This is a genomic window from Rhodococcus sp. Q (assembly GCF_005503035.1).
Classification (GTDB): domain Bacteria; phylum Actinomycetota; class Actinomycetes; order Mycobacteriales; family Mycobacteriaceae; genus Rhodococcus_G.
The window spans coordinates 38,360-62,902 of sequence record NZ_SCOY01000028.1 but is presented as its reverse complement, the minus strand read 5'-3'; the positions used below and the strand labels follow the sequence as shown (position 1 = coordinate 62,902).

The 24,543-nt window shown below is 69.2% G+C and carries 19 protein-coding genes; 10 read left to right on the top strand and 9 right to left on the bottom strand.

The window, feature by feature from the left end; translation table 11 throughout:
* From FFS72_RS20785 to FFS72_RS20775, 3 genes are all read left to right on the top strand, one after another.
* A partial coding sequence (locus FFS72_RS20785) for a TetR/AcrR family transcriptional regulator (RefSeq protein WP_137875712.1) occupies window positions 1–660 on the top strand: 660 nt, incomplete at its 5' end.
* Window positions 661–807: 147 nt separating this feature from the next.
* Window positions 808–1,761, top strand: a complete 954-nt coding sequence (locus FFS72_RS20780) for a cyclase family protein (protein ID WP_137875711.1) — start codon at window positions 808–810, stop codon at window positions 1,759–1,761.
* On the top strand, window positions 1,758–3,416 hold the full coding sequence (locus FFS72_RS20775) for an AMP-binding protein (protein ID WP_137875710.1): 1,659 nt from the start codon (window positions 1,758–1,760) through the stop codon (window positions 3,414–3,416). Before FFS72_RS20780 ends, FFS72_RS20775 begins: the two co-directional genes overlap by 4 nt.
* A gap of 83 nt (window positions 3,417–3,499) precedes the next feature.
* Here FFS72_RS20775 and FFS72_RS20770 read toward each other — a convergent pair whose 3' ends face one another.
* Both FFS72_RS20770 and FFS72_RS20765 read right to left on the bottom strand, forming a co-directional pair.
* Window positions 3,500–4,204: an alpha/beta fold hydrolase gene (locus FFS72_RS20770; protein ID WP_137875709.1), complete on the bottom strand. Its 705-nt coding sequence runs from the start codon at window positions 4,202–4,204 to the stop codon at window positions 3,500–3,502.
* Between the two features lie 50 nt (window positions 4,205–4,254).
* A complete protein-coding gene (locus FFS72_RS20765; RefSeq protein ID WP_137875708.1) occupies window positions 4,255–4,749 on the bottom strand; it encodes a flavin reductase family protein in 495 nt (164 codons plus the stop codon).
* A gap of 352 nt (window positions 4,750–5,101) precedes the next feature.
* Here FFS72_RS20765 and FFS72_RS20760 point away from each other — a divergent pair, with 352 nt between their 5' ends.
* Window positions 5,102–5,536: a hypothetical protein gene (locus FFS72_RS20760; protein WP_137875707.1), complete on the top strand. Its 435-nt coding sequence runs from the start codon at window positions 5,102–5,104 to the stop codon at window positions 5,534–5,536.
* 14 nt (window positions 5,537–5,550) lie between these two features.
* Here the strand turns inward: FFS72_RS20760 and FFS72_RS20755 are convergent, their stop codons facing one another.
* Window positions 5,551–7,188, bottom strand: coding sequence for a fatty acyl-AMP ligase (locus FFS72_RS20755; RefSeq protein WP_137875706.1), 1,638 nt, complete (start codon window positions 7,186–7,188; stop codon window positions 5,551–5,553).
* Window positions 7,189–7,402: 214 nt separating this feature from the next.
* On the opposite strand from FFS72_RS20755, the gene FFS72_RS20750 reads away from it, so the two are divergent.
* The 5 genes from FFS72_RS20750 to FFS72_RS20735 all read left to right on the top strand — a co-directional run bounded on the left by FFS72_RS20750 (window position 7,403) and on the right by FFS72_RS20735 (window position 12,347).
* Window positions 7,403–9,118, top strand: a complete 1,716-nt coding sequence (locus tag FFS72_RS20750) for a peptide chain release factor 3 (RefSeq protein ID WP_137875705.1) — start codon at window positions 7,403–7,405, stop codon at window positions 9,116–9,118.
* A 4-nt stretch (window positions 9,119–9,122) separates the two neighbouring features.
* Window positions 9,123–9,797 (top strand): nicotinamide riboside transporter PnuC, encoded by a 675-nt coding sequence (gene pnuC / locus FFS72_RS20745; protein WP_137875704.1) that lies wholly within the window; start codon window positions 9,123–9,125, stop codon window positions 9,795–9,797.
* Window positions 9,798–9,881: 84 nt separating this feature from the next.
* On the top strand, window positions 9,882–10,334 hold the full coding sequence (locus tag FFS72_RS26560) for a hypothetical protein (RefSeq protein WP_171018764.1): 453 nt from the start codon (window positions 9,882–9,884) through the stop codon (window positions 10,332–10,334).
* Window positions 10,335–10,359: 25 nt separating this feature from the next.
* Window positions 10,360–11,049 carry a response regulator transcription factor gene (locus FFS72_RS20740; RefSeq protein ID WP_137875703.1) on the top strand — a complete coding sequence of 230 codons (690 nt, stop codon included), beginning with the start codon at window positions 10,360–10,362 and terminating at the stop codon, window positions 11,047–11,049.
* Window positions 11,046–12,347: a HAMP domain-containing sensor histidine kinase gene (locus tag FFS72_RS20735; protein ID WP_137875702.1), complete on the top strand. Its 1,302-nt coding sequence runs from the start codon at window positions 11,046–11,048 to the stop codon at window positions 12,345–12,347. The genes FFS72_RS20740 and FFS72_RS20735 overlap by 4 nt, the downstream gene beginning before the upstream one ends.
* A gap of 1 nt (window position 12,348) precedes the next feature.
* Here FFS72_RS20735 and FFS72_RS20730 read toward each other — a convergent pair whose 3' ends face one another.
* The 6 genes from FFS72_RS20730 to FFS72_RS20705 form a co-directional block, all read right to left on the bottom strand.
* Window positions 12,349–13,185 (bottom strand): SDR family oxidoreductase, encoded by an 837-nt coding sequence (locus FFS72_RS20730; RefSeq protein ID WP_137875701.1) that lies wholly within the window; start codon window positions 13,183–13,185, stop codon window positions 12,349–12,351.
* A 70-nt stretch (window positions 13,186–13,255) separates the two neighbouring features.
* Entirely contained in the window at window positions 13,256–13,750 is a 495-nt protein-coding gene (locus FFS72_RS20725) for a nuclear transport factor 2 family protein (RefSeq protein WP_137875700.1), read from the bottom strand.
* Between the two features lie 126 nt (window positions 13,751–13,876).
* On the bottom strand, window positions 13,877–15,670 hold the full coding sequence (locus FFS72_RS20720; protein WP_137875699.1) for an ABC-F family ATP-binding cassette domain-containing protein: 1,794 nt from the start codon (window positions 15,668–15,670) through the stop codon (window positions 13,877–13,879).
* Entirely contained in the window at window positions 15,670–16,614 is a 945-nt protein-coding gene (locus FFS72_RS20715; protein ID WP_137875698.1) for a 4-(cytidine 5'-diphospho)-2-C-methyl-D-erythritol kinase, read from the bottom strand. The genes FFS72_RS20720 and FFS72_RS20715 overlap by 1 nt, the downstream gene beginning before the upstream one ends.
* A 101-nt stretch (window positions 16,615–16,715) precedes the next feature.
* On the bottom strand, window positions 16,716–16,913 hold the full coding sequence (locus FFS72_RS20710) for a hypothetical protein (protein WP_137875697.1): 198 nt from the start codon (window positions 16,911–16,913) through the stop codon (window positions 16,716–16,718).
* Window positions 16,910–18,286, bottom strand: coding sequence for a WS/DGAT/MGAT family O-acyltransferase (locus FFS72_RS20705; RefSeq protein WP_137875719.1), 1,377 nt, complete (start codon window positions 18,284–18,286; stop codon window positions 16,910–16,912). Before FFS72_RS20705 ends, FFS72_RS20710 begins: the two co-directional genes overlap by 4 nt.
* A gap of 704 nt (window positions 18,287–18,990) precedes the next feature.
* Here FFS72_RS20705 and FFS72_RS20700 point away from each other — a divergent pair.
* Window positions 18,991–24,492, top strand: coding sequence for an ATP-binding protein (locus FFS72_RS20700; RefSeq protein ID WP_137875696.1), 5,502 nt, complete (start codon window positions 18,991–18,993; stop codon window positions 24,490–24,492).
* Window positions 24,493–24,543: the final 51 nt, after the last annotated feature.

Here is a 24,543-nt window from a genome sequence, read left to right as displayed (position 1 = left end):
CCCGCCCGCCTGCTCAGCCCCCCGCCCGACCGCGCACCTGTCGACACACCGGCGGCATCCGGGGACACGGACTGGCGCCGCTTCTTCGAACTCGACCTCGACCCGGCCCTCCGGGCAGCGGTCGAGGTGTTCACCGATCTCGGATACCACGGCGCGACGATGCGACTGGTCGCGACCGCCGCCGACAGCAGCGTGGCAGGCATCTACCACTATCACCGCAGCAAGCAGCACCTTCTGGCCACCTTGATGATGCGGACGATGGAGGACATCGAGTGGCGTGTCGCGGCCGCGGACGCCGAAGGTGACCAGCCTGCCGAGAGGTTCGCCCTCATGGTCGAGGCGCTGGCACTGTGTCACACCGTCCGCCGGGACCTGGCCTTCATCACCGCCACCGAGATGCGGAGTCTCGAGGAGCCCGACCGCCGAACCGTTGCCGACGCGCGCAGGCGCCTGCAGGCACGGCTCGACGCGGCGGCGGTGGCCGCGGCCGCCGACGGAACCTTCACGACACCCGACCCGCGCGGCACGGCGCGAGCCGTGACGACCATGTGCATGGCCCTGACCTACTGGTTCTCCCCCACCGGGCCGCTCAGCCCCGACGAGGTCGCCCGGGACTACGCCGGCCACGCGCTGGCGATGATGCAGGTTCAGTCTCGCTGAACATCGAGAACGACTGACCCCCAGGCACTTTCGCCTTCGCTGCACACTTGACGGCCGCGTCGATTCCTGTGATGCTGATCTCACTGAACCGTCCGAACGATCGCTCGGACCGTTCAATTTCAGTCAGATCAACTCATTGGAGAGCCGATGACCACGCCCGATCTCACCGAATTGCTCGCAGACTCCCCGTCCAACTGGGGCAAGTGGGGCACCGACGACGAGGTCGGCAGCCTCAACTACCTGACGCCCGAACAGGTCCTCGGCGGCGTCGGCCTGATCAGGAAGGGCGCCCTGTTCACCCTCCAGCGCCTCATCGGCGACCCGGCAGGCGACCCGGTGTGGCCCGGCCGCAGCCCGGCGACCCGCGAGATGATCCTCGACGAATCCCACTGGGACGAGGGCGGCGACGGACCCGCCTTCCCCGGCGGCCTGCACTACGCCGACGACAAGATCAACGCGTTCCTGCAGGGCAGCACGCAGTACGACGCGCTCGGTCACGTCTGGTATGACGGCCAGATCTACAACGGCTACGACGCCCGCACCACCGTCGGCGGCCTGGACAAGGCCAGCGTCGAGCCGATCGCCCAGCGCGGTGTCGCCGGACGTGCGGTGCTGCTCGACATGGCTCGCTTCCGAGACGTGAACCACCTGGCGGCGGGCGAGACTTTCGACCACACCGACCTCGAGAAGTGCGCTGCTGCACAGGGAATCGAGATCAAGCCGCGTGACATCCTGCTGATCCGCACCAACCACCTCGCGCTGTTCTTCCAGGACTCGGAGGGCTTCTACGGCGACTTCTGCGAGCCCGGCCTGGTCTACTCGCCCGAGCTGGTGCAGTGGTTCCAGAACATGGAGATCCCGAACCTCGTCACCGACACCATCGCCAACGAGATCACCACCGACCCGCACAACGGCGTCGCGCTCGTGCTGCACAACGCACTCATGCGCAACCTGGGTATCGCGTTCACCGAGATCTGCGACCTGGAGAAGCTCGCCGAGGACTGCGCCGCCGACGGTGTGTACGAGTTCTTCTACGTCGCGGCGCCGTTGAAGATCCACCGCGCCAGCGGTTCCCCGGTGAACCCGGTGGTGATCAAGTGAGCTACACCGACCGGCCGTGGTTGGCCCTCTACCCGGAGGGCACCCCCTCCGACATCGAGGCCGAACACGCCACCGCACTCGAGGTCTTCGACGCGGCCGTGGCGTCGGACCCTGCTCGCCCGTTCCTGCACTACTTCGACGCGACACTGACCTTCGCTGACGTCGACCGGGCTGCGAATGCGCTCGCCGCCGCGTTGGTCGCGGACGGCTTCGCCGCCGGTGAGCGACTCGCGGTGTACACGCAGAACAACCCCTCGTACGTGATCGGGCTGGTCGCGGCCTGGAAGGCGGGCGGTGTCGCGGTCGCGATCAACCCCATGAACCGCCGGCGGGAACTGACGTACATGCTCGTCGATTCCGGCGCGACGGCTCTGCTCACCCTCGACGACCTGTACCGCGACGTCGCCGCCGAGGTGATCGGAACCGGGAAGACGTCGGTGCGGACGGCGGTCACGACGTCGGCGCTCGACTTCCAGACCCGGAACGATCCGCGCCTGTTCGACGGGGCCGAACGGCACCGGGCCGAGGAAACCCTCGACCTCGCCGAGGTCATCGCGGCCTACGACGGCACCCCGCCGCCCGCGCCGACGCTCACTTCCGACGACGTCGCGGTCCTCACCTACACCTCGGGGACGACCGGAGAACCCAAGGGCGCCATGAACACCCACGGCAACCTGGCGTTCAACGCACAGACCTACCGGGATTGGACGGGCCTGACCCGCGGCGAGGGCGTGCTCGGCATCGCCCCGCTGTTCCACATCACCGGGCTCGTCGGACACGTCATGGTGGCGATGCTGGCGCGGGCACCGCTGACGCTCACCCACCGGTTCGCTCCGGACGTGGCGCTCGACGCGATCCGCGAATGGAAGCCGGTGTTCACCGTTGCGGCGATCACCGCGTACAACGCCCTATCCACTGCACCCGGCGCCACACCGGAGGACTTCCAGAGCCTGCGCGTGCTGTACTCGGGCGGCGCCCCGATCGCGCCCGCGATGGCGGATCGACTCGAGAAGGTGTTCGGCGCCTACATCCACAACATCTACGGCCTCACCGAGACGTCGTCGCCGTCCCACGGTGTCCCGCTCGGGGTCCGCGCCCCCGTCGACCCGACCTCGGGTGCCCTGTCCGTCGGTGTCCCCGTCTTCAACACCGTCGTGCGGGTCGTCGGCGAGGACGGCGAGGATGTCCCGGTCGGCGGGGTCGGCGAGTTCGTCACCTCCGGGCCCCAGGTGGTGAAGGGGTACTGGAACAAGCCCGACAAGACCGCCGAGTCGATCCCGGACGGCGAGCTGAAGACCGGCGATGTCGGGTTCATGGACGCCGACGGCTGGTACTACGTCGTCGACCGCAAGAAGGACATGATCAACGCCTCGGGCTACAAGGTGTGGCCACGGGAGGTCGAGGACGTGCTCTACGCCCATCCCGCCGTGCGAGAGGCGGCCGTTGTCGGTGTGCCCGACGAATACCGCGGCGAGACGGTCAAGGCGTACGTCTCCCTCCAGCCCGGCGCGTCAGTGGAACCCGACGAGATCGTCGCGTACTGCAAGGAACAGATGGCCGCCTACAAGTATCCGCGTCAGGTGGAGTTCGTCGGCGAACTGCCGAAGACCGTCACCGGCAAGATCCTGCGACGGGAACTGCGGGACGTGCGCTGATCCTGGTGCGGCAGGTGTGGGGTGCGCTCCGACTGGCGCACCCCACACCGTTCCCGGACTTCGGCCGAGCCCGGGTGACCGCGTCATCCTCGTGCAGGGACGACACCGTGGCGCGCCAGTGCGGCCAGGAACCCGTCGTGGTCGTCCAGGTGGATGACGTGCCCGGAGTCGGGAACGACGTCGACGACGAAGCCACGTGCGGCCAGTGCGTCCGCGAACGGCGGCGGAATCAGTCTGCTCGGGTCCGCGAGCACGAGCACGGAGGGAACGACCGGGGCGTCGACCGGCGCGGAGGTGAAGGCGCCGAGGTGGTCGACGATCGTCGGGTCCCACGCCGTGAGCGCGTCGAGCTTGTGGCGCCTGCTGGTGTCGTCCCAGCGCGGATGCTCCCGTTCGAGGTCGTCGATTCCCCACGCCTTCTGCGCACGGAAACCCTCTGCCACAACCGGATCCGACGACACGACGAATGCGGGATCCTCGTATACGGCGATACCGGGACGCAGCTCTGCTACCGCATGGGCGAGAACGAGTCCGCCGAGCGAGTGGCCGATCGCGAGCGCCGGATTGCGCGGCACCGACGCGACGACGGACGACGCGAGCGCCTCGGCGCCGTAGGCGGCGAGAGGTTCGCTCTTCCCGTGTCCGGGAAGGTCGACGGCGACGACTCGGTATCCGTTGTCCGCAAGGGCCGGACCCACTCGCCACCACGAGTCGCTCGAGTTGCCGAGTCCGTGGATCAGGACGGCCACCCGGTCGCCGGCGCCCCATTCCTGCACGTGCAGTGTCATGCCGACGCTCACCTTTCTCTCGACTCGATGTGGCCGATCACGGCCACCGGTCACTGCGACCTCAGCCAACGGAACCTGCTGCGGTGAAACACGATCGGTTCCACGTCGGACTGTAGCCGCACCTCGTTGACGTGGAGGATCACGATCGCGTGATCACCGGCAGGAACCTGCTGCGAGACCGACGTGTCCAGCCACACCGATGCCCCACCCACGAACACCGCGCCGCCGTCGGTCGTCGCGGTGGTCAAACCTTCGAATCGGTTTCCCGTCTTGGCGGCGAGGCTCCGAGCGGCGCCATCGTGCGACTCACCCAGCACACTGATGCCGATGTGCGCGGCACCGTCGAGCCGCGGCCACGTGGTCGACGTGTTCTGCACACAGAATGCCACCAGCGGAGGGTCGAGCGACACCGGAACGAACGTGCTCGCGGCAAGCCCGACGCGCTCCCCGTCGACCTCCGCGCACACCGCGACGACGCCACTGGGGACGTGTCCGAAGACCTCGCGCAGTGAGGTCTGGTCCAGCGAGGCGAGGGTGGTGCTCATGGGATCTCCGTTCGGGTCGACGCGGCGGTGACGCACATCGAGCACCCACCATAGAACGAGATCGATGTGGAGTCGAATCTGGTTGCAGCACAGCGCCTGTCAACGGACAGTACTTCGAATCAGGACGAGTCGATCCCTTTCCCGAGCGGACCGTCCGGCGTAGCGTGCCGGACCCTGACCGCCGGCGGCACCACGTGCATGCGATCGGAGTTGTCGCGCTCGGCGACCCTGGACACGTGATCGCGTAGTCGACTACGCGTGTGCCGCGCCTCGACGGGCCGGACGATCAAGTCGTCCCCCGAGACTCGGGAACCCCCGAGAACCGGGACACCCTTTCGAGGAAGGACTCGTCATGAAACTCATCGCACCACTCGTGATCGGGGCGGTCCTCGTACTGCCCCAGGTCGGCGCCGCTTCGGGCGCGGCCCAGAACTGGGCTTCCGACGCTCCCGCGATCTGGCTGACGACATATCGGCAGTCCATCGTCTGCGACGGCGGCGTCTGCGCCCCCGTGGGCGACGGTGTCGCCCGGGTGAGGATCAACGGGGACCATTTCACCGTCGGCAGCCCCGTCGATCTCACGGTCAGGCGGTCGGACGGCACGATCTCCACCTTCACCACGACGGCTCGGACCCTACCGGGATTCGTCGCGGGCGCGTTCAGTTACGAGTCTCCGGAACCCGGAGACTGCGACGGCACAGCCGACGCCTCCGTCCGAGCACGCGACGTCGGGTCCAATCGATGGTCTGCGGAGGTTCCCGTCAGCGACGCCTGCTCCACCGCGTAGCGACCGGGCCGCACTCACTCGCCGCCCACGAGGATCGCCGAGTGAGTGCGCCGGAGCTTGCCCGACGAGGTCTTCGGGATGCTGCCCGGCCCGAGGACGGCGACGGTGCGAGGCCGGACCCCGACCTCGGAGACCACCGCGTGCACCACGTCGTGCTCTATTCGCCGCACCTCGTCGGGGTCGTCGATCGCGTTGGTCTCGACGGCGACGGCGAACGATTCCCGTTTCTGGCCCGCGTCCAGGCGCACCGCGACCGCGTTGCCCGGGCGCACGCCCCGCACCGTCAGGGCGGCCCGCTCGATGTCGGTCGGGTACACATTGCGGCCACCCATGATGATGACGTCCTTGACGCGTCCACAGACCACCACGAGCCCGTCCTCCGTGAAGTAGCCGACGTCGCCGGTGTCGAGCCAGCCGTCCGCGTCCTGCGCGGCCCTCGGCCCCTCCGTAGTGAGGTAGCCGGGAGTGACGGACGGTCCGCGGACCTCGAGCACGCCGACGCAGCGGGCGGGCAGCTCGTGGCGGTCCTCGTCGACGACCCGCCCCTCGAGGTCGGAGACGAGCTTGCCGAGGGTGACCATCCTGCGGGCATTGCTGCGCGTCGACGGCACCGCGTGGTGCATCGCGCCGAGCAGGTCCGGGTCCACCAGGTCGAGCACCATGCCCTGTCCCGGCGACGGCAGCGACACCGCGAGCGTCACCTCCGCCATCCCGTACGTGGGCGCGAGCGCCGCCGGGTCGAGGCCGAACCGTTCGCCCGCGGCGGCCAGCGCGAGCACGGTGTCGGCGTCGACGGGTTCCGCCCCGTTGAGCAGGCAGCGTACCGACGACAGGTCGACTGCGCCGTCCGGCGCCTGAGCGAGTCGGCGTGCCAGCATCGAGTAAGCGAAATTCGGTGCGGCACTGATCGTTCCGCGATACTTGCTCATCAGGTCTGCCCACAGCAGTGGCGCACGGAGGAAGTCGAGCGGAGTGACGCTGACGATCTCGGCACCGAACTGCATCGGGAGCGTCAGGAAACCGACCATGCCCATGTCGTGGAACAGCGGCAGCCAACTGATCATCACGTCGCTCTGCGCGTCGAACTTGATCCGGTCCAGCATCGCGTTCGCGTTCGTGTAGAAGTTCGCGTGCGTGATCCGTACCGCCTTCGGTGATCCGGTCGACCCGGACGTCAACTGCTGCAACGCGATATCGGATTCCGCCGCGTCCAGCGGATCGACGGGGTGGGCGCCGCGGAGGCCGTCGACCGTGACGACGGGAATGCCGTGCGCGGCGAGCACCGGCTCCGCCGCTTCGAAGGGCGATCCGAGGACGACGACGTGGGCGCCGATCATCCGCACGACGACCTCGGTGTCGTGGGCCCACACCTCGAGGTCGGTACGCAGGGTCGGCTGATGCAGCATGGTCACCGCAGCACGGCGCATCCAGACCGCCTGACAGGTCGGCGCGATGTCGACGGACTGGCCGGCGAGCACCGCGACCGAATCACCCGCCCCCACGCCCGCCGCACCGAGCCCGCCGGCGATGTGCCGCGCGACGGCGTGGATCTGCCCCCAGGTCTGACGCGCAGGGCTGTCCGGCTCGCCGATGACGAGGCCTGCGCTGCTGGTCGCGGCGGTCTCGTACATCTCGTCGGTGAATCTGCTCATGGCGTGACTCCTCACCGGGTCGCTACAAGGTATTTCCCCTCGACACCACCGTTGTGTTACACGTCACATTCCCGGTGTGGGTTCATGCTGTCCCGCACGCCCACGACCGACGTGGCGAATCGGGCCACCACAGGGCGGGTAACCTGGACTACCGGCCGTTCGCCACGGCACGCCCGTGCGCGACCCGACTCCGTCAAGCAAAGGAAACTCCCCGGTGACCACCGAGCCCGCGTCGACGACACCTGCACCCGAGTCCGAGGCCGTCGCCGGATCCGAGGCCGCGACGACTGCCACCGGCACGATCGACCGGTCCGCGCGTGCACTGTCCGCCGAGGCGGGTCGCCGCCGCACCTTCGCCGTCATCTCGCACCCCGACGCGGGCAAGTCGACGCTCACCGAGGCCCTCGCCCTGCACGCGAAGATGATCGCCGAGGCGGGCGCCGTCCACGGCAAGGCCGGCCGCAAGTCGACCGTCTCCGACTGGATGGAGATGGAGAAGGCCCGCGGCATCTCGGTCAGCTCCACCGCGCTGCAGTTCAACTACAAGTCCCCCGAGTCGAGCCCCGACGAGGAACCGAACGTCGTCAACCTCGTCGACACCCCCGGCCACTCCGACTTCTCCGAGGACACCTACCGGGTGCTCACGGCCGTCGACGCCGCCGTCATGCTGATCGACGCCGCCAAGGGTCTCGAACCGCAGACACTGAAGCTGTTCCAGGTGTGCCGGCACCGCGGCATCCCCGTCGTCACCGTCATCAACAAGTGGGACCGCCCCGGCCAGTCCCCTCTCGAATTGCTCGACGAGATCCAGGAGCGGATCGGCCTGACGCCGACGCCGCTGTACTGGCCCGTCGGTATCGCGGGCGACTTCCGCGGGCTGCTGCGCCGCGGCGAAGAGGGCGCTCCCCGCGAGTACATCCGATTCACCCGCACCGCGGGCGGCGCGAAAATCGCCCCCGAGGAGATCCTCGACGCCGACGCCGCCGCGACTCGGGACGGCAGCGAGTGGGACACCGCCGTCGAGGAGAGCGAGCTGCTGTCGGCGTCCGGCCAGGACCACGATCAGGAACTGTTCATCGCCGGACAGACGTCGCCGGTGATCTTCGCGTCCGCGATGCTCAACTTCGGTGTCCGGCAGATCCTCGACACCCTCGTCGAACTGGCCCCCGCTCCGGGCCCCCGCGCCGACCTCGCGGGCAAGGAGCGGGAGGTCACCGACCCGTTCAGTGCGGTCGTGTTCAAGGTGCAGGCAGGCATGGACACCGCGCACCGTGACCGGCTCGCGTTCATGCGCGTCGTCTCCGGGGTGTTCGAGCGCGGCATGGTCGTCACCCACGCGCAGACCGGCAAGCCGTTCGCGACCAAGTACGCACAGACGGTGTTCGGCCGCGAGCGTTCCACCGTCGACAGCGCCTACCCGGGCGACGTCGTCGGTCTCGTCAACGCGACCGCGCTCGCGCCCGGGCACACCCTGTTCACCGAGAAGAAGGTCGAGTTCCCGCCGATCCCGTCGTTCGCGCCGGAACACTTCTCGACGCTGCGCGCCGAGAGCGCGGGCAAGTACAAGCAGTTCCGTCGCGCCGTCGACCAGCTCGATTCCGAGGGCGTCGTCCAGATCCTGCGCAACGACATCCGCGGCGACGCGTCCCCGGTGATGGCGGCCGTCGGCCCCATGCAGTTCGAGGTCGTCGCGGCCCGCATGAAGGCGGAGTTCAACGTCGAGGCGCGAATGGAGGGCCTGCCCTACCAGCTGGCGCGGCGCACCGACGCCGAGTCCGCCGTCGAGCTCGGCCGTCAGCGCGGCGTCGAGGTCTTCACCCGCTCCGACGGCGTCCTCCTCGCCCTCGTCAGCGACAAGTGGCGCCTGCAGTACATCCAGAAGGAACTCCCCGAGCTCACGCTCGAGCCGCTCGTCGCGACCGCCGACTGACTCCGTGAACCCGCTGCTCACCCTGTTCGATGCGGAGCTGCACATCGGCGGGGCCACGATCCTGTGGCGCGAGATCCTCGGCAACACATTCGGTATCGCGTCGGCGATCGGTGGGATGAAGCGCGTGGTGTGGGCGTGGCCGGTCGGCATCGCCGGCAACGCCCTGCTGTTCACCGTGTTCATGGGCGCGCTGTTCCACACGCCGCAGGAGCTGAACCTGTACGGCCAGGCCGGCCGCCAGCTGATGTTCATCACCGTGAGCGTGTACGGCTGGACTCAATGGCTGCGGTCGCGGCGCGCGTCGGGCAACGCTGTGCTGCCGCGGTGGGCGCCCCCGCGGGACCGCCTACTGCTGCTCCTCGCGATGGCCGTCGGCACCGTGGCGTTCGCACAGATCTTCGGACGTCTCGGGTCGTACGGACCGTGGGCCGAGGCGTGGATCTTCATGGGCTCGATGCTGGCCACCTACGGCATGGCGCGCGGCTGGACCGAGTTCTGGCTGATCTGGATCGGCGTCGATGTCATCGGGGTGCCACTGCTGCTGAAGGCCGGGTACTACCCGTCGGCGATCCTGTACCTGGTGTACGCGGGGTTCGTGGTGTGGGGCTTCGCGGTGTGGCTGCGGATCCAGCGCCGCGGCAACGGATCACCGGCCGTGCAGGCTCTAACGGAACCCTAATACTCCGCTAACCGACGCCGAGTTTTCCGTCCATACCTTCGTTCGTGCAGGGCCACCCCCGGCCCCGAACCGAAGGAGAGCGACATGCGCCAGCCCCTCACCAGCCGAACCACCCTCCGCCGCCTCGGGCTCGCGACCGCCGGTATCGCTGGGCTGGCACTCGCGGCTCCCGCGGTGGCGTCCGCCGCCGACGCCGGGTCGTCGGGCGGCGAGCCGGCACAGGTCGTCGAGCAGGCCCTGGTCGTCGAGCAGGCCCGGACGACCGAGGTCTGCGGCGGCGCCGTGGCCTTCGACGACGCCGAACTGCAGCGGCTGATCGACGAGGGCACAGTCGTCCGCGCCACCCCCGCCGAGAAGGCGGAGCTGATCCAGCGCATCGACGGCGCGCCGGGCGAGCTCGTGGCGGCCGCCACGATTCTGATCGAGCGGCTCGACGGCCTCGGCGTGCCGGCCCTGCCGACCGTGCCGGCCCTGCCCGCCCTGCCCGCCGACGCCGCACCGGGGACCGTGATCATCGGTCAGGCCCAGCCCTGCTGATCGGGGCCGCGGGCAAGATGGTCGGGTGAGCACCACTGCCCGAATCCTGGTCGTCGACGACGACGCGAAGATCCTGACCTCACTCGAGCGGGGGCTCCGGCTGTCCGACTTCGTGGTGGAGACCGCGACGGACGGGGCCTCTGCGCTCGCGTCGGTGTCCCGATCGACACCGGACGCCGTCGTCCTCGACGTCAACATGCCGGGCCTCGACGGGGTCAGCGTCGTCACCGCGCTTCGCGCGATCGGCAACGAGGTGCCGATCTGCGTACTCAGTGCACGCAGTTCGGTCGGCGACCGCATCGCAGGTCTGGAGGCGGGCGCGGACGACTACCTCACCAAGCCGTTCGAGCTCGGCGAACTGGTCGCACGACTGCGGGCGCTGCTGCGCCGGGCCCCGCAGCGACCCACTGCCGGCGACATCACGATCGGCCCGCTCGAGGTCGACCTGCCCGGTCGTCGGGCGCACATCGCCGGCCGACGACTCGATCTCACCAAACGCGAGTTCGACCTCCTCGGTGTGCTCGCCGAGAACGCGGGGATCGTGCTCAGCCGGCCACAACTGCTGCGGCTGGTGTGGGGATACGACTTCGACGCCGACACCAACGTGGTCGACGTCTTCGTCACGTACCTGCGAAGGAAGTTGGAGGCGAACTCGGTGCCGCGAGTCCTGCACACCGTCCGAGGCGTCGGCTTCGTGCTGAGGGCCGAGCCGTGAGGCGGTCCCTGTCGTTGCAGGCGAGGGTCGCGATCGCGTCGGCGCTGAGCGCGACCATCGTCATCGGTGCGATCGCGGTGGCGTTCGCGGTGTTCCTCCGGGTGAACGGCTCCGCGCAGTTGGACCGGACGCTCGACTCCGTGGTCCTGGCCTCGCCCCTGGACCTGGCGTCGAGCACGGCCCCGGCACTGCCGGCCCTGGCGATCGACCCGGCGGAACCGGGCCTGCCCGCGGCGTCGACCACCGACCCCATCCGCATCGAATCGGTCGCGGGCGAGGTCGTCCGGGCCCGCGACGTGACCGTCACCGGCACACCGGGCGCGCTCGTGTCGGTCGCGGTTCCGGAAGACCCGCTGATCGACGCGATCCGTGACCAGCAGGTGTGGGTCGCGGCGGCCGCGGTCGCCGCCATCGCCGCCGCGGCCGGACTCGGGTGGCTGTTCGCCGGGCGCGCGGTACGACCGCTCCAGCGACTCGCGTCAGGGATGCGCACCGTTGGCGACAGCCCCGGCACGCACCGCCCGGATGCGCGTGGGGCGAGGGAGTCCGAGGACCTGGCCGACGCGATGAGCCAGATGTTGGACCGGCTCGCCGCGGCGCAGGAGCGCACCGAGGACGCCCTGGGGTCTGCCCGCGATTTCGCCGCGGTGTCCGCGCACGAACTGCGTACCCCGCTGACGTCGATGCGCACCGATCTCGAGGTGCTGTCCACGATGCGCCTGAGCCGCCCGGAGCGCGAGGAAATCCTGCGTGACCTGCTCGCGACTCAGCGTCTGGTGGAGACCACGCTGACCGACCTCGAGCGGCTCGCCACGGGCGAACTGGCCGATCCCGCCGATCACGAGCTCATCGACCTCGCCGAGCTGGTCGACCGCTGCGTCCAGGAGTACGCCCGCACCCACCCCGGAGTCGACGTCGCTGTCGACGCCCCGGAAAGCCTTGTCGTTCGGGGTATCCCGACCGGGTTGCGGTTGGTCCTGGACAATGCAGTGACCAATGCGGTCCGGCACGGGCGAGCCGAAAAGGTACTCGTCACCGTCGCCACCGATGCCGGCGCCGTCACGATCACGGTGGACGACGACGGCAACGGGGTCCCCGAGTCGGAGCGGACATCGGTCTTCGAACGCTTCGTCCGCGGCTCCGGATCTCTGGCCGAGGGATCCGGGCTCGGGCTCGCGGTGGTCGCACAGCAGGCCGACCTGCACGGGGGCAGCGCGACTCTGACGGACGGCCCCCTCGGCGGCGCCCGCCTGACACTGCGACTGCCCGGCCTTCGGCAGCCCGCTGTGAGCGGATGAGTCAGATACCGGCGCGACTGACCAACGAGTTCGCGAGGGTCGGGGACACCGCCCCGACGTAGCGCAGCAGTTCGGCGTAGGCGGGCGCGATCTCGACCGGGCGCGTCCGCACCGCGTCCACCAGCCAGCCCGCCGCCTGCTCCGCCGTCAACGCGGGCATCCGGTCGTAGTCCTGCGTCGGCGCGATCATCGGCGTGCGGATCAACGGAAAGTGGACGGTCGTCACCGCGACACCGGTGCCCTCGACCTCCGCGCCGAGGTCACGACCGAATGCGCTGATCGCCGCCTTCGACGCGTGGTAAGCCCCGAACCGCGGCATCACTCCACCCGGAACGCCCCAGGTCGCGACGTTGACGACATGGCCGTGTCCGCGGTCGAGCATCCCGGGCAGCAGCGCCAACGTCAGCCGCACGGGACCGAAGTAGTTGAGCGCCATCGTCCGCTCGTAATCGTGGAACCGGTCGAGCGATTCGGTGACGGTGCGGCGGATCGACCGACCGGCATTGTTGACCAGCACATCGAGGGGTCCGAGATCGGAGTTCACCCGCGCCGCCAGCGCCTCGACGTCGTCCTGGTTCGTCAGGTCGCAGGGCACGCTGTGCGCGACGCCGCCTGCCGCCGTGATCCGGTCCCGCACCGCGGCCAGGTCGTCGGCTCCGCGCGCCACCAGGATCACGGCCGCGCCCCGCTCCGCGAACGCGGTCGCAGCCGCTTCGCCGACGCCGGACGAGGCGCCGGTGACGAGGATCGTCCGCCCGGCGATGCGGTCGGGGCCGGGACGCACACGGGCCGTCAGCGAACGAACGGACGGCAGAGGGTTGAGCAATGCACCGATCATGCGACGAGTGTGCCCCTGCCGGCGCGGTTCCACATGAACCTCGACGAGATGAACACGCTCGGCGAGGCGCTCACTCGGTGACCGCCTGCCGCGGCGGCACCGAATTCATCGCCATCGCCCACCGGTTCGAGGTCAACTGCAGGCTCGGCAGGTCGGACAACGCGATCACCAACTCGAACGTCCGCTCGTAGCCGGTGTGCGCGATCCGCCATTCCCCGGCCTCGTTGCGGGCATATCGATCGTGATAGAAAGCCGCGCCGCGCAACATCATTCCGTCCTCGGGGATGATCACGACGTCCTGCAGGAGCCATGTCCCGGTGGCGACGTCCCCGGTGACGTCGATCTCGGGCTGCGTGCACAGGTGCTCGGACAACACGTGTGGCCCGAGCGTGATCTCCATGAACGAGACCAGCGCATCACGATCCTCGAACCGCAGGTGCTCGCCGTAGGTGGCGGTGGCGTCCGGCAGCAAGGTCTCCCGGAACAGCGCCCAGTCCTTCGTGTCCAGGGCTCGCGAATAGCGGTGCTTGAGCCTGGTGATCTCGGCTAGAGCCTCCAGATCCATGACGCACGCCTTTCATGACGGGACCATGAACGACAAGAACGACTTGAGCCGAAGCCTAGTCGCCTTGCGGCGTACTCGGGGGGTGAACACTCGGGCGTGCCCGAACGACGCCGCCGCCCGAGTCGTTCAGTCGAGTTCCGCGGCGAGCTCCATCCACCGCTCTTCTGCGGACTCCTTCTCCGCCACGACCGCCCGCAGTTCGGTGTCGAGCTTCTGCAGTTCCGCGACGTCGGTCGACGCGGCAGCCAACGCCTCGTGCAGTGTGTTCTCCCGCTCGGACAGCTTCGCCACCTGACGTTCGATGCGGCTCAGCTCCTTCCGCGCGGCGCGCTCGGCGGCACCGTCGCGGACCACCGCCGGACCCTCGGTCGACGGTGACGCGACCCGCACCGGCGCGGGGCCGGGTGCGGCGGCGGTGGCCACTGCCGCGCGGCGCCGAAGGTACTCCTCGATTCCGCCGGGGAGGTTCGTCAGCTTGCCGTCCCCGAACAGCGCCCAGGTGCTGTCACAGATGCGTTCGATCAGGTAACGGTCGTGGGAGATGACCACCATCGTGCCTGCCCAGCCGTCGAGAATGTCCTCGAGTTGCTGCAACGTGTCGATGTCGAGATCGTTGGTCGGCTCGTCGAGCAGCAGCACGTTCGGCTCGCTCATCAGGACACGCGTCAGCTGCAGCCGTCGCCGCTCGCCACCGGAGAGGTCGCCGACGGGCGTCCGCTGACGTGCAGGCGTGAACCCGAGCCGCTCGGCCAGCTGTCCCGCGGAAATCTCCTTGTCACCCAACATGATTCGCTCGGCAACGTCCTTGACGGCCTCGAGCACCCGCATGTCGACGGGCAGATCGTCGAGTTCCTGACGCAGCCACCCGATCTTGACGGTCTGGCCCTGGATCCGCTTGCCCGACGCCAGCTGCAGTTCGCCTGCGAGCGTGCGCAGCAGCGTCGTCTTGCCGGAACCGTTGACGCCGACAAGACCGACACGCTCTCCCGGCGCGAGTCGCCACGTCAGGTCGTGGACCAGTTCGCGGCCGTCCGGAGTTGCCAGCGTCGCGTCCTCGAGTTCGATGACGACGCGGCCGAGCCTGCTCTTGGCGAACGACGCCAGCGCGACGGCGTCCCGCGGGGGCGGAACGTTCGCGATCAGCGCCTCCGCTGCCTCGACGCGATACTTGGGCTTCGAGGTGCGGGCCTGCGGTCCGCGCCGCAGCCACGCCAGTTCCTTCCTGGCCAGGTTCCGGCGACGTTCCTCGGCGGCGTCGGCCTGCCGGGCCCGCTCGGCGCGCGCGAAGATCCAGTCGTTGTAGCCGCCCTCATAGGCCTCGACCTTGCCGCCGACGACCTCCCAGGTCTGCGACGCGACGGTGTCGAGGAACCAGCGGTCGTGGGTGACGACGACGAGCGCGCTGCGACGCGTCAACAGGTGTTCGGCGAGCCACTGCACGCCCTCGACGTCGAGGTGGTTTGTGGGCTCGTCGAGCACCAGCAGGTCGAGGTCTCGCACGAGGGCCGCGGCCAACGCGACCCGGCGTCGCTCGCCGCCGGAGAGCCCCTCCACGGACCGGTCGAGACCGAGCGAATCGATGCCGATCCCGGCCAGGATCGACCGGATCCGGGCGTCACCTGCCCATTCGTGCTCCGCGAGTCCGAGAGGTGCGAGGACGACGTCCGCGACGCTCGCCCCCTCGGGCAGCACACCGCGCTGGGTGACGACGGCCATCCGCAGTCCGCCGACCCGGCTGACCCGGCCGGAATCGGGCTCCTCGACACCGGCCAGCACCTCGAGCATCGTGGTCTTGCCGCCGCCGTTGAGGCCGACGACACCGATGCGCTCGCCCTCCTGCACGCCGAGGGACACGGAGTCGAGCAGCGGCTTGACGCCGTACGACTTCGAGACCTGCTCCAGGTTGATCAGATTGGCCATCAGAATTCCGTTCCGGGGTGTTCGTTGTCGTCGCCGATGACGCGGGCGCCCGGGACCGGTCCCTGCGCGACGCGGATGGTGCGGCACACGCCTGCACCGGCAAGTTCGGCGCCGACCTCGACGGCCGTGCCCTCGTCGGCGCAGAGGAAGGCACAGGTGGGTCCCGATCCGGAGACGATGCCTGCGAGAGCTCCCGCGGTGACACCCGCGCGCAGCGTGCGTCGCAGTTCGGGTTTGAGGGACAACGCCGCGGGCTGCAGATCGTTCCCGAGCAAGGGTGCCAGGGCGGCGGCGTCGCCGGACGCGAGCGCCTGCATCAGGTCGTCCGGTCCGCCGATGCGGGGCGGGCTGCCCTCGGCCCGCAACCGGTCGAGTTCACGGAACACCGCCGGGGTGCTCAATCCACCCTTCGCGAGGGCGAGGACCCAATGAAAACTGTTGCGGGACAGGACCGGAAGCAGCTTCTCGCCGCGGCCGGTTCCCAATGCCGTCAGGCCGTGCAGGGTGAACGGCACGTCGCTACCCAGCTCGGCACCGAGCTCGAACAGTTCGGTCCGCCCCAACCCGAGGTGCCACAGTTCGTTCAACCCGACCAACGTGGCGGCGGCATCGGCGCTGCCGCCTGCCATACCGCCCGCAACCGGGACGCCCTTGACGATGGTGATGGCGACGTCGGGAGACCGGCCCGCCCGCGCGGCCAGCAGCTCCGTGGCCCGCCACACCAGGTTCGACCGGTCCGTCGGCACCGACTCGGCGTCTACTCCCCGCACGCGCACGGACAGCGTGTCGGATTCGGTCAGGTGCACGTCGTCGCTGAGGGAGAGCGCCTGGAAAACCGAGGTCAGCTCGTGATAGCCGTCCTCGCGCAGGTCGCCGACACCCAGGTGGAGGTTCACCTTGGACGGTGCCCGGACGATCACCGGGCGAGGAACGACTGACAGCACATCGAGACAGCCTAGTGGAGCCGTCGCGCCGCCCGCCCCCTCGTACCCGACCTCAGATGAGGGTCATCGAGTCCGTCTGCAACACAGTCCTTCTCGCCTGCTCAGATCAGGAAGCCCGCGACAGCCACGGCAAGGACCGTTCCGAGGGCGATGAGCAGGGCAAGCGGAACCGAACCACTGACGACCACCGTGGGCATCGCCGCCGCGACCGCGGACGTCAACGCGATGGCAGTGGCGGACCGCACCCGTAGCGCGTCGGCGTTCTCGGGCAGTCGGTGCCGACCGTGGTGGGCGGTCACAGTCCCACCGCCCGTTCGAGCAGGGCGAGTTCGTCGTCGAGATGGGTGACCATGGGAGCGAGGTCGGGAAGGCTCCGGCAAGCGGTGAGCCCGAACGAGATCTCCTCGTCGGTGCTGGTGCAGGTGATGTTGAGTGCCTGTCCGTCGACGGGGATGGACAGTGGATACAGGGCGGTCATGCGAGCTCCGTTCCAGTAGAGGGGGACATCCGGTCCCGGCACATTCGAAATCATCACGTTCGCCGGCCGGATCGGGAGGCTCCGGCCGAGCAGCATTCCCAGTGCGAGCGGCGCGACCCCGAGCGCGCTCATCGCCCTGATCTGGGTGGCGCTGCGGGTGCGCATGGTCTCCTTTCCCTCACGCATCGACGACCTGACGGCGGCGAGGCGATCTGCGGCCTCGGCGTGATGGGTTCCGAGATTGCAAGTGAGAACACCGATTTCGTTTCCGCCCTCGGTTCGACCCTCGCTCCGGAGCGACACCGGCACCAGCGCCAGCAGCGGGTCCCCCGGCAGTGCGTCGGCCCCCGCCAGGAAGGTGCGCAGCGCCCCCGACGACATCGCGAGCACCACGTCGTTGACGGTCGCGTCCGCGCATTTGGCGACCAGCCGCAGCCGCTCGAGGGACCACGACCCGGCCGCGAACCGTCGCGCGCCACCGATCGGCACGTTCAGCAGCGACGAGGGCGCGGCCAGGGTCAGCGCGCCGCCGCGGCCGTGCAGCGCGCGGTCGACGGTGTCGACCAGCGCGGGCACCAGCCCGGCGACCTCACCGACCGATTCCCGGACGACACGGACCGCCGCCTCGGCGAAGTCCACGGTGCCCGTCACCGGAGAGACAACCTCCAGCCGGGGCGCGCCCGGTTCCCACGGAGCGCGCAGGTTGCGGGCGTCCGGGTCCGTGCTGAGCGCCCGCCGCAGCATCCGCATCACCGAGATTCCGTCCGCGAGCGCGTGATGGACCTTCATGTACACCGCGAAACGCCCGTCGGCGAGTCCCTCGATGAGGTGCATCTCCCACAGCGGCCGACTCCGGTCGAGCAGACCCGCGTGCAGGCGGGAAACCAGCGCCATCAGCTCGCGCATGCCGCCGGGCTGAGGCAGTGCGTCGTGCTGGACGTGATGGGCCAGGTCCACGTCGGTGACGGTCTCCCACCCCCACTGCCCGAGCGTGCCCAGCGATCGCCGCGCCCGGCGACGCAGCTGGGGTGCGACCCAGTCGCGCGCGAGCGCGGTGTCGAGCATGTCGCGGATGTCGCTCGCGTCGCCGCCCTCCGGCGGCTCGAACAGTACGAGTCCGCCCACATGCATCGGGCACTCGCGCGACTCACCGATCAGGAACATCGAGTCGGTCGGCGACATCGGTAGGAGCATGTTCAGGCGTCCCATCTCGGGTGATGTATGTCACCAAAGATCACAAGTAAATGTGATAGTGGTCACGATTTTGTTGTGACGTAGGTTTTGTACCGCATTTGGACACCCAGCACCACATGGGCAAACGTCCAGATAGCGTCACTATCCGGTAACGAAAGCCCCACCCCGGCTACGCCATGACCCACCCGGCGGCCCACACACCGCGCCCACCTGCACCGACTCGACGCATCTCACCTCGGTCGGTACCACGCGTCACAGGAAGCCGTGCGGGAGAAATTCATCTCGGGAAATTACCTACTCGCGAGTACGCGAAAAGCTACTCGAAAGTAGCCATCGGAACCGGATGGAATGTCACGAACTGCGGTCCAATTTCGTTGCAGCAAAACGATGTTGAGCGACCTTGTAACGACATGACACCACCGCCGAAATAATGCATGCTGGCATTCCGGTAGCGCCGATCACGCGCCGGAGGTCGGCCGGGAAATCCCGGCCGAAACGGTCATCGTCGACCCCTCCGTCCGCACGGCGCCCGGCATCCGGCGACCATCCCCGACACCCGGGGCAGTGGAGGTCGCAGGCAGTCGAGGGCCCCCGGCTCGCACATGTTCGACGCGGCTGCCGCCTGTCCGCACCGAGTGCCCTCGGCGCACGGGGCGGACAACACAAGTGAGAAATCGATGCACGAGGGAATGGTGGCCAACCAGATGTTCAGACGAATCGCAGTCGTCAACCGGGGCGAGGCGGCAGTGCGCCTGATCCGCGCCGTCCGGGAACTCAACGCCGAGAACTCCTCGGGCGAAGCGTCGGGCAACTCTGCTTCCAACCAGGACATCACCGTCATCGCCTTGCACACCGAGGCCGAACGACGCGCCATGTTCGTCAGACAGGCCGACGAAGGCGTCACGCTGCGCCCGTCCACCACCGCCGCAACCCCCTACCTCGACCACGTCGAACTCGAGCGCGCACTCCTCGAGGCCCGCGCCGACGCCGTGTGGGTCGGCTGGGGCTTCGTCGCCGAGGACCCCGGCTTCGCCGACGTCTGCGCCCGACTCGGCATCACCTTCATCGGCCCGTCCGCGGACGCCATGCGTCTTCTCGGCGACAAGGTCGAGGCCAAGCTGCTCGCCGAGAAGGTCGGTGTCCCCGTCGCACCGTGGTCCGGCGGCCCCGTCACGACCCGTGCCGACGCCCGGCGCCACGCCCAGGCCATCGGCTACCCGCTGATCATCAAGGCCCGCTCCGGCGGCGGAGGCCGCGGCATCCGCAAGGTGTACTCCGAGGACGAGCTCGAACTCGCCCTCGAGCGCACCCAGGGCGAGGCCGAGCGCTCCTTCGGCGACCCCGTCGTGTTCATCGAGCGCCTCGTCACCGAGGCCCGCCACGTCGAGGTGCAGGTCATCGCCGACGCACACGGCAACGTGTGGGCACCCGGCGTCCGTGACTGCTCGATCCAGCGCAAGAACCAGAAGGTCATCGAGGAGTCCGCGTCCCCGCTGCTCACGGCCGATCAGTCCGCCGAGCTTCGGAAGGTGTCCGCGGAACTCGTCAAGGCCGCCGGCTACTGCGGCGCCGCGACCGTCGAGTACCTGTACCAGCCGTCACAGCAGGTGTTCACGTTCCTCGAGGTCAACACCCGCCTCCAGGTCGAGCACCCGATCACCGAGTTCACCACCGGCCTCGACCTGGTCAAGCTGCAGATCCACGTCGCTGGCGGCAACCCCCTCGTCGGTGACTGCCCGACGGAGTTCGGCCACGCCGTCGAGGCCCGTCTGAACGCCGAGGACGCCGACAACGGCTTCGCCCCGGCACCCGGCACCGTGCAGCTCCTCAAGTTCCCGCTCGGTTCCGGCCTCCGCGTCGACACCGGCATCGCCCAGGGCGACGTCATCCCGCCCGACTACGACTCGATGGTCGCGAAGGTGATCGCGTGGGGCCGAGACCGGTCCGAGGCCTTCGCACGACTGCGCACCGCACTCCGGGAAACCACGGTCGTTCTCGACGGCGGCACCACCACCAAGTCCTTCCTCCTCGATCTGCTCGACCGCGACGAGGTCGTCAGCGCGTCCGCCGACACCGGATGGCTCGACCGCACGGGCGCGGGCACCGACAACGGCCCGACCCCCGCGGCCGCGATCGCGCTGCTCGCCACGGCCATCGGCGTCTACGACGCCGAGGAGGCCCGCGAGCGGTCCGCGTTCCTCACCTCCGCGCGCGGTGGACGCCCCCGCACCAAGAAGGCACTCGGCCGCAGCGTGGAGCTCAGCTACCAGGGCCAGGCGTACCAGTTCGAGGTCGGCCAGGTCGGCCCGCACCGCTACCTCGTCGACGGTGACAGCGGTGAGGTCGAGGTCGACGTCGATCGGCTCGGCGAGTTCGAGCGCAGGCTCACCGTCGGCGGCCGCCGCTCTCACGTCGTCTCCGTGACCGGTCCCGCGCACCACCTGGTCGAGGTCGACGGTGTCAGCCACCAGATCAGCCAGGACGAAGCAGGCGTCGTCCGTGCTCCGTCGCCCGCCGTTGTCGTCGCGCTGCCCGTCGCCGTCGGTGACGAGGTCGAGGCGGGTGACCCCCTTGTCGTCCTCGAGGCGATGAAGATGGAAACCGCCATCCGCGCGCCCTACGCGGGCACTGTCCGTGAGGTCCTGGCGATCGTCAACGGCCAGGTCGACGCGGGTGCGCCGCTGCTGCGCGTCGATCAGGTCTCCGAGGAGACGGTGACCTCGACGGCTCCGCGCGTCGAGTTCGCGATGCCCGAGACCCACGACAGTGACGACCTCACCGAGGCACTCGCACGGCTCGATTCGCTCACCGCGATGATCACCGGCTTCGACGTCGACGACACCCGTGCGGTGGCGCTGCTCGCCGAGTACGAGTCGCTGCGCGACCGCCTGCCCGAGTCCGACCCCACCCTGGTGCGGGCCGAACTGGCGCTGCTGACCACGTTCGCGGACCTGTGCGAACTGTCCCGGAACCGTCCGGCCGGTGTCGACAGCGAGGATCGGGTGCACTCCCCGCGCGAGCACTTCCACTCGTTCCTCCGCTCGCTCGACGTCGAACTCGAAGGACTCCCGGAGTCGTTCCGCGCGCGGCTGTCCCGCTCGCTCCTGCACTACGACATCGTCGAGCTCGACCGCACCCCGGAGCTCGAGGAAGCCGTGTTCCGGCTGTTCGTCGCGTTGCAGCGCCTCGAGCACCAGGTGCCGGTCGTCGCCGGACTCCTGTCGCACTGGCTGCGCGAGTTCCCGATCGGGGACGCGCTGTCCGCCGAGGTGGGCGAGGTGCTCGACCGTCTGGTCGTCGCCACCCAGCTGCGCTACCCGCTGATCGGCGACATGGCCCGCGGCCTGCACTTCCGGATCTTCGACGAGCCCGTCGTGCGACGTGCCCGCGAGCAGATCTACGACGGCGTCCGGGGCAGCCTGCAGTACCTGACCGAGCAGCCCGGTGCCACCGATCGTGCCGCACGGATCGATGCCATGGTCGACACCCCCGAACCGCTCGTCGGACTTCTCGCGGAGCCCTGGTCCGCTCCGGCCGACCTTCTCGAGGTCGTCACGCGGCAGTACTACAAGATCCGCGGCCTGTCGGACGTCAAGTCCGTTGACGGACACGGACTGCCCTGCGTCACAGGCATTTTCGAGCTCTCCGGCGAACACCTGAACCTGGTGTCGGTGGTGGCCGAGAAGTCACGCCTGTCCGATGCACTCGCCGTGGCGGATTCGGTGGCCGGACCCGCGCCGGTCAACCTCGTCGCAGATCTGTACCTGACCTGGCCGGATGCGCCCGCGGACGACGACGTACTCGCCGACACGCTGCGCTCGGAACTACTGGCGCACAACGGATCCGCTCAGTGGCGACGGGTCACGGTGACCGTCACCGTGCCGGGTGCGATGACCACCCAGCGTCAGGTCACGTTCCGTCCCGCGGCGGACGGCGGCCTCACCGAGGACCGCATCATCCGCGGCATGCACCCGCTGACCGCACAGCGCCTCGACATGTGGCGCCTGAAGAACTTCGACGGCACCCGGCTCCCGGCGCCCGCCGACACCTACGTGTATCACCTCGCGGCCAAGGACAACCCGTCCGACGAGCGACTGATCGCGATGGCCCAGGTTCGCGACCTCACCCTGCAGTTCGACGAGGCGGGCGAGATCGAAGCGGCACCCGCCATCGAACGGGCCGTCGCGTCCTGCCTCGCCGGCATTCGCAACGCCCAGGCCGCGCGCGGACGCAAGCGTCTCGACAACAACCGCGTCGTGCTCTACGTGTGGCCGCGCCTCGACATCGCCGTGGACCGGATCGCGTCGATCGCGGGCCACGTAGCACCGTTGACCGTGGGTGCGGGCATCGAGCAGATCACCCTGATCTGCCGAATCCAGGAGGCGCCCAACGCAACCCCGCGCCAGGTCGCGATCCGGTTCTCGTACCGGTCCGGCGCGGGTCTGCAGGTCGCGGTCACCGAGCCGCCGACGCAGCCCCTCAAGCCGCTCGACGAGTACACGCAGAAGGTGCAGCGCTCGAAGGCCCGCGGGACCGTCTACCCCTACGAGCTGATCCCGGCGCTCAGCGCGGGCGGCAGCTTCGTCGAGTACGACCTCGACGACACCGGAGCCCTGCTGCCCGTCGACCGGCCGTACGGGCGCAACAAGGCGGGCATCATCGTCGGCGTCGTCAACACCGCGACCGAGCGCCATCCCGAGGGCATGACGCGCGTGGCACTGTTCGGCGACCCGACGCGGGCGCTCGGCACCGTCGCCGAGGCCGAATGCTCCCGCATCGTCGCCGCCATCGACCTCGCCGAATCCCTCGGTGTGCCGGTCGAATGGTTCGCCCTCTCCTCCGGTGCCACCATCTCCATGGAGTCCGGCACCGAGAACATGGACTGGGTGTCCCGCGGCCTCCGCCGCATCATCACGTTCACCCAGAACGGCGGCGAGATCAACGTGATCGTCGCGGGTATCAACGTCGGCGCGCAGCCGTACTGGAACGCCGAGGCGACCATGCTCATGCACACCAAGGGCATTCTCGTGATGACCCCGGAATCGGCGATGGTGCTCACCGGAAAGCAGTCGCTCGACTACTCCGGCGGCGTCTCCGCCGAGGACAACTTCGGCATCGGCGGCTACGACCGTGTCATGGGTCCCAACGGTCAGGCCCAGTACTGGGCACCCGACCTGACGGCAGCGATCGGCGTCCTGTTCGCGCACTACGAGCACTCGTACCTCGCGGCCGGGGAACGCTTCCCGCGCAAGGCCGAGTCGACCGACCCCATCGACCGCGACGTGCGCTGCTTCCCGCACGTTCATCCGTCCAGCGAGTTCACCACAGTCGGCGAGATCTTCTCCGCGGAGACCAACCCGGACCGCAAGAAGCCGTTCGACATTCGCACCGTGATGCACGCCGTCGTCGACCAGGACCACGCCGTCCTCGAACGCTGGGCGGACATGGCGGACGCCGACACCTCGGTGGTGTTCGACGCGCACCTCGGCGGCAATGCCGTCACCGTCGTCGGCATCGAGTCCCGCGCCATCGCCCGCAAGGGCTGGTTCCCGACCGACGGCCCCGACCAGTGGACGTCGGGCACCCTGTTCCCGCGCTCGTCGAAGAAGACGGCCCGCGCGATCAACGCGGCGTCCGGCAACCGTCCGGTCGTGGTGCTGGCGAACCTGTCCGGCTTCGACGGCTCCCCGGAGTCGCTGCGGAACCTGCAGCTCGAGTACGGCGCCGAGATCGGCCGGGCCATCGTCAACTTCGACGGCCCGATCGTGTTCGTCGTCATCTCCCGCTACCACGGCGGCGCGTTCGTCGTGTTCTCCGGAGCGCTGAACGAGAACATGGAGGTGCTGGCGGTCGAGGGATCGTTCGCGTCCGTCCTTGGTGGCGCGCCCGCCGCGGCCGTCGTCTTCACCAGGGACGTCAACGCCCGCACCGCTGCGGACCCCGAGGTCAAGGAACTCGAGGCCAAGCTCGCCGCCACCGACGACGACGCCAAGCGCGCCGAACTGCGCGTCGAGCTCGCCACCACGAAGACCGCGGTCCGCAACGCCAAGCTCGGTGAGGTGGCCGCGGAATTCGAGGCGATCCACAACATCGAACGCGCCAAGGAAGTCGGATCCGTGCACGACATCGTGCCGGCCGCAGACCTGCGCCCCCGTCTCGTCTCCGCCGTCGAGCGGGGCATGGGCAAGGTCCTGAACACCCAGTAGTCACCGACCACACAGCAGTGGGCGCCGCCGGACATGGTTCCGGCGGCGCCC

What these genes read in the sequence shown, in the direction of transcription:
- FFS72_RS20780 (WP_137875711.1), top strand. Translation starts at nt 808, where the DNA reads ATGACCACGCCCGATCTCACCGAATTGCTCGCAGACTCCCCGTCCAAC.
- FFS72_RS20770 (WP_137875709.1), bottom strand. Translation starts at nt 4,204, where the DNA reads ATGACACTGCACGTGCAGGAATGGGGCGCCGGCGACCGGGTGGCCGTC.
- FFS72_RS20765 (WP_137875708.1), bottom strand. Translation starts at nt 4,749, where the DNA reads ATGAGCACCACCCTCGCCTCGCTGGACCAGACCTCACTGCGCGAGGTC.
- FFS72_RS20760 (WP_137875707.1), top strand. Translation starts at nt 5,102, where the DNA reads ATGAAACTCATCGCACCACTCGTGATCGGGGCGGTCCTCGTACTGCCC.
- FFS72_RS20755 (WP_137875706.1), bottom strand. Translation starts at nt 7,188, where the DNA reads ATGAGCAGATTCACCGACGAGATGTACGAGACCGCCGCGACCAGCAGC.
- FFS72_RS26560 (WP_171018764.1), top strand. Translation starts at nt 9,882, where the DNA reads ATGCGCCAGCCCCTCACCAGCCGAACCACCCTCCGCCGCCTCGGGCTC.
- FFS72_RS20730 (WP_137875701.1), bottom strand. Translation starts at nt 13,185, where the DNA reads ATGATCGGTGCATTGCTCAACCCTCTGCCGTCCGTTCGTTCGCTGACG.
- FFS72_RS20725 (WP_137875700.1), bottom strand. Translation starts at nt 13,750, where the DNA reads ATGGATCTGGAGGCTCTAGCCGAGATCACCAGGCTCAAGCACCGCTAT.
- FFS72_RS20720 (WP_137875699.1), bottom strand. Translation starts at nt 15,670, where the DNA reads ATGGCCAATCTGATCAACCTGGAGCAGGTCTCGAAGTCGTACGGCGTC.
- FFS72_RS20705 (WP_137875719.1), bottom strand. Translation starts at nt 18,286, where the DNA reads ATGCTCCTACCGATGTCGCCGACCGACTCGATGTTCCTGATCGGTGAG.
- FFS72_RS20700 (WP_137875696.1), top strand. Translation starts at nt 18,991, where the DNA reads ATGTTCAGACGAATCGCAGTCGTCAACCGGGGCGAGGCGGCAGTGCGC.